Source organism: Albidovulum sp. (assembly GCF_049646345.1).
Taxonomy (GTDB): Bacteria; Pseudomonadota; Alphaproteobacteria; order Rhodobacterales; family Rhodobacteraceae; genus Albidovulum.
On record NZ_JBARVQ010000721.1, the window covers coordinates 1 to 4,680 of the forward strand.

General features: G+C 63.0%; 4 protein-coding genes. 2 read left to right on the top strand and 2 right to left on the bottom strand.

Features of this window, described 5'->3' with window-relative positions; genetic code table 11:
* The coding region (locus WBB85_RS18770) for a CocE/NonD family hydrolase (protein WP_432640116.1) at window positions 1–1,783 on the top strand (1,783 nt) is incomplete at its 5' end.
* A gap of 18 nt (window positions 1,784–1,801) precedes the next feature.
* Window positions 1,802–2,638 (top strand): alkaline phosphatase family protein, encoded by an 837-nt coding sequence (locus WBB85_RS18775; RefSeq protein WP_432640117.1) that lies wholly within the window; start codon window positions 1,802–1,804, stop codon window positions 2,636–2,638.
* A 76-nt stretch (window positions 2,639–2,714) separates the two neighbouring features.
* Here WBB85_RS18775 and WBB85_RS18780 read toward each other — a convergent pair whose 3' ends face one another.
* Together WBB85_RS18780 and WBB85_RS18785 are read right to left on the bottom strand one after the other, a co-directional pair.
* Window positions 2,715–3,467 (bottom strand): class II aldolase and adducin N-terminal domain-containing protein, encoded by a 753-nt coding sequence (locus WBB85_RS18780; RefSeq protein ID WP_432640118.1) that lies wholly within the window; start codon window positions 3,465–3,467, stop codon window positions 2,715–2,717.
* 158 nt (window positions 3,468–3,625) lie between these two features.
* A complete protein-coding gene (locus WBB85_RS18785) occupies window positions 3,626–4,369 on the bottom strand; it encodes an SDR family NAD(P)-dependent oxidoreductase (RefSeq protein WP_432640119.1) in 744 nt (247 codons plus the stop codon).
* Window positions 4,370–4,680 lie beyond the last annotated feature (311 nt).

Consider the following 4,680-nt stretch of genomic DNA (forward strand, 5'->3'; position numbering starts at 1 on the left):
GCATGGCTATGTGTGCTTGCGCGTTGATATGCGCGGAAATGGCGACAGCGAAGGCTTGATGGCCGATGAATATTCCGCGCAAGAGCTTTCCGATGCCGTCGAGGTGATCGGCTGGATAGCGGCCCAGAACTGGTCGAACGGCAAGGTCGGCATGATGGGGATCAGCTGGGGCGGGTTCAATTCGCTTCAGGTCGCCGCCCTGGCGCCTGATCCCCTGAAGGCCGTGGTCACACTCTGTTCGACTGTTGACCGCTATGCTGACGACATCCACTACAAGGGCGGCTGCCTGCTGAATGAAAACCTCGGCTGGGGGGCGACGATGTGGGCCTATTCCTCACGCCCGCCCGATCCTGCGTTGCGGCAGGGCTGGTTCGAGATGTGGCAGGAGCGGCTGGAGGCCGAGCCCTTCCTGCCCGCCCTGTGGCTGCGCCATCAGAACCGCGATGCCTATTGGAAACATGGCTCTGTTTCCGAGGATTATCCAGCCATCAAGGCCGCGGTTCTGGCCGTCGGCGGCTGGGGCGATGCCTACAAGAACGCGGTCCCCGCACTGGTCGCGAATGTCGCGGCACCGGTGAAGGGCATTGTCGGGCCATGGGTGCATAAATACCCCCATTTCGCGGTGCCCGAACCGCGAATCGGCTTCTTGCAAGAGGCGTTGCGCTGGTGGAACCGCTGGCTGAAGGAGGAACCGACCGGGGTTGAGGAAGACCCCGCGATGCGGCTTTACCTGATGGACGGGGTTCGGCCTGCTGCGTGGTACGATCAGCGCCCAGGCCGCTGGATTGCCGAACCTTCATGGCCTGCGCCGGATATCCGCACAAAGACCCTGCCGCTTGGCCCCGGCAAGCTGGGGCGCGCAAGCGCATTCCGGGCGACCGTGGCGAGCCCCGAGGATTGCGGTGCTGAGGGCGGCGAATTCTGTGCGATCTGGCTCGGCCCGGAAATGCCGGGCGACCAGCGCCGCGATGATGCCATGTCCGTCTGTTTCGACAGCGCGCCGATGGCTGCCACCGATATCGTCGGGGCACCGTTCCTGAGGCTGCGCCTGTCTGCGGACAAGCAAGTGGCGCAGATCGCGGTGCGGCTTTGCCACCTGCATCCCGACGGGGCCTCGACGCGGATCACCTGGGGCGTGCTGAACCTCAATCGCGCGGGCTCAATGGAGCATCCAGAACCGCTCATCCCGGGGCAGGAGATTGAGATCACGCTGGCGCTCGATCACATCGCCTACCGCCTGCCCGAGGGGCACCAATTGCGGCTTGCCATATCCTCGTCCTACTGGCCGATGCTCTGGCCCGTGCCGGACCGGGCAACACTGACCCTGACAGGTGGCGCGCTGGACCTACCGGTCCGGCAAGGCGGGCAGGGCGATGAAGTCGCCTTCCCGCCATCCGAAACCGCCACGCCGCTCCGCCAGCGGGTGATCCGCGCGGCGAGCCATATCAGGCGCAGCGAAACTGACCGGCAGACCGGCACCGTCAGCCTGATCATCGCGGATGATTTCGGCGAGGCCGAAAACCTTGACCACGGACTGATCACCGGCTCCATCGCCCGCGAACGCTGGGACATCCATCCCGAAGACCCCCTGTCGGCAAGGGGAGAGGCGCATTGGATCGAGGTGGTGGAGCGGGACGGGATGCGGCTTCGGACCGAAGCGCACTGCGCGATGTGGTCCGATGCCACCGATTTCCACCTCTCTGCCCGGATGGAAGCATGGGAAAATGACCGCCTTGTCTTTGACCGCGACCTGACAGAGCGTGTGCCGCGTGATCTCCGCTGATTCCTTCCCGGGTCTGATATGGAAAACAAACTCCTCCTGATCATCATCGACGGCGTGCCCTACGCCAATTGGCGCGGCTTTTTCGGCAATCTCGAAGGCTGGGTGGAAGAGGGCGCGACGCGGGTCTGGCGCATGCGATCGGTTCTGCCCTCGACTTCGGCCTCCTGCTACGCCTCGATCCATACCGGGGTGAGCCCTCAGGTCCACAACGTCACCTCGAACGAGTCGATCTTCCGCGTGGCCGAGCCCGACATCTTTTCGGAAGTGACGAAGGCGGGCGGCAGAACCGGGGCGGTCGCGCACAGTTTCTGGTCGGAATTCTTCAACCGCGCGCCCTTCGATCCGGTGCGCGATATCGAATATGATGAGCCGGGCCAAGGCCCGATCAGCCATGGTCGCTTTCACACCATGACCGGCTACGGCCACAACAACCAGATGACGCCCTGCGACGCGGATCTGTTCGCCACGCTGACCATGCTGGCCGAACGTCACGGCATCGATTACGGCATGCTCCATAGCTGCACGCTCGACAGCATGGGTCACCGCTTCGCCCATGATTGTATCCAGATGGATCTGGCCTGCTTCAAACTCGACGGACAGCTTGCACCTTACATCACCCGCTGGCGCGATGCTGGCTATGAGGTGATCGTCACCGCGGATCACGGCCAGTCGAAACGCGGGCATCACGGCGGGGCCGAAGACATGCAACGCGACTTCGCGCTTTACTATTTCGGTCCGGCAGACGGTCCCGCGCCAGACGTGCTCCTGAACCAGACCCAGCTCGCCCCGACGATCCTGTCGCGTCTTGGCGTGCCGGTTCCCCGATCGATGACGGCCGCACCCTTCCTGACCTGACCCCTTCTTCTGTTCAGAAATACTCCACGGGGGTCCGGGGGTGTGAAACCCCCGGCTCCGCCAGCAGATCTCGCGTTCAGTTCCGGTAGTCGGAGCCTTCCTCATCCAGAAGCGCCCTGATCTCTCTCAGGAAGGCGTCTGCCGCTCCGGGATAGCTTTCCCATTCCCGCGCGGTCTTTTCGGCGATCTCATCGGGCAGCACTCGCAAGGGCCGCCCGGTCTGAAGCGCGCGGATATAGGTCTCGGCGGCGCGTTCGAAATAATAGAGCCGGTTGAAGGTCTCACCCACAGTATCGCCGATGACCAGTACCCCATGATTGCCCATAATCATCGTGCACACCTTGGGATCGGTCAGCATCGCGGCACAGCGCGCGCCCTCGTCGCCAAAGGCCATCCCGCCGAAATGGCCGTCCACCACATGGCGATTGAAAAACATCGCTGAATTCTGATCGATGGGCGGCAGGGTGCTGTCGGCAAGGCTCGCCAGCACGGTCGCATGGATCGAATGGACATGCATGACACAGCGCGCATGCGGACAGGCGCGGTGGATCGAGCCATGCAGCCCCCAGGCCGTCGGATCGGGCGCGTCGGGCCGGTCAAGTGTCTCGGGGTCGTTCGCATCCAGAAGCAGCAACTCGGTTGCCCTGATCCGGGCGAAGTGACGGCCATTGGGGTTGATCAGGAACTGTGTGCCTTGGTCATTCACCGCAAGGCTGAAATGGTTCGCGACGGCTTCGTGCATGTTCAGCCGGGCGGTCCAGCGGAAGGCAGCGGCCAGATCATTGCGCTCTTCGACATGGGCAAGGTTGGCGCGCAGGTTTACGTTCATCTCTGGTCCTCCGGTCCATTGGGGTATGTGACGCAACAAGGTTCGGGCAGAAAGTGCGGCAACGCATAGCACAATCCGACCGGGCAGGTCGTTTTTATATCCATCAGACCGGCCGCCCCGCCAATGTAAGGTGGGTTTTAACCCACCCTGTTTGCGGTTCAGCGCATGCGAAGCGCGCCGTCAAGCCGGATCACCTCGCCGTTGAGATAGCCGCATTCAACGATAAACCTGGCAAGGGCAGCATATTCCGCCGGATCGCCAAGGCGCTTGGGAAAGGTCACCTCGGCGGCAAGGCTTTCCTGCACGTCCTGCGGCAGGCCTTTCATCATCGGGGTGGCAAAGATGCCGGGCGCGATGGCGCAGACCCTGATACCAAGGCTGGCCAGATCGCGCGCCACGGGCAGGATCATCCCGACAATCCCGCCTTTTGAAGCGGCATAGGCGGCCTGGCCCTTCTGCCCGTCAAAGGCGGCGATTGAGGCGGTGTTGACGATGACCCCGCGTTCGGGGCCGTCATTCTTTGCCATCTCGGCCGCGGCCAGACGGGTCATGTTGAACGACCCCACCAGATTGATGTCGATGGTCCGGCGGAAGCTCTCCAGCCGATGCGGCCCCTCGCGCCCCACGGTCTTTTCCCCGGTCGCAATGCCCGCGCAATTGACCAGCACGTCGATCCGACCCATCGCGTCAACCGCGGCCGTGATCCCGGCTGCGGCCGATCCCTCATCGGTCACATCGATCACCGCAAAACCGGCGCCGATCGAGGATGCGAACCCGGCGCCTGACGGATCGCGGTCGAGGATCATGACCTCTGCTCCGGCGGTGCGGAACGCGCCGGCGGTGGCCGCACCCAGACCTGACGCACCACCGGTGATCACCACTGAACTGGTGGAAATCTTCATTGCGGCCCTCGCATTAAATGAACATACGTTCAAAAATAACATCTGCGCGCGGGTGATGTCCAGTTCGGCGAAAAAGCGCCTTTTTTGTAGGGTCTGGGCCATCTTCCGCCCGCCGGTGGCAGCCAGCCGCCGACCCTGATCATGCCTTTGTGAGCCCCCCTTGGAACCGGATCAGGTTTATCTACCTATGGCTCAGCGGCGAGGGGCATAACCGGGCAAAAGGCCCGAACCTTGTCACCGCATTTGACTGAGCAGCTATGGAGAATGACATGAATATGCTGACAAAGACCGCGCTTGGCGCGGCGCTGTCG

Coding starts and splice junctions, on each gene's coding strand:
- WBB85_RS18775 (WP_432640117.1), top strand. CDS start 1,802: ATGGAAAACAAACTCCTCCTGATCATCATCGACGGCGTGCCCTACGCC.
- WBB85_RS18780 (WP_432640118.1), bottom strand. CDS start 3,467: ATGAACGTAAACCTGCGCGCCAACCTTGCCCATGTCGAAGAGCGCAAT.
- WBB85_RS18785 (WP_432640119.1), bottom strand. CDS start 4,369: ATGAAGATTTCCACCAGTTCAGTGGTGATCACCGGTGGTGCGTCAGGT.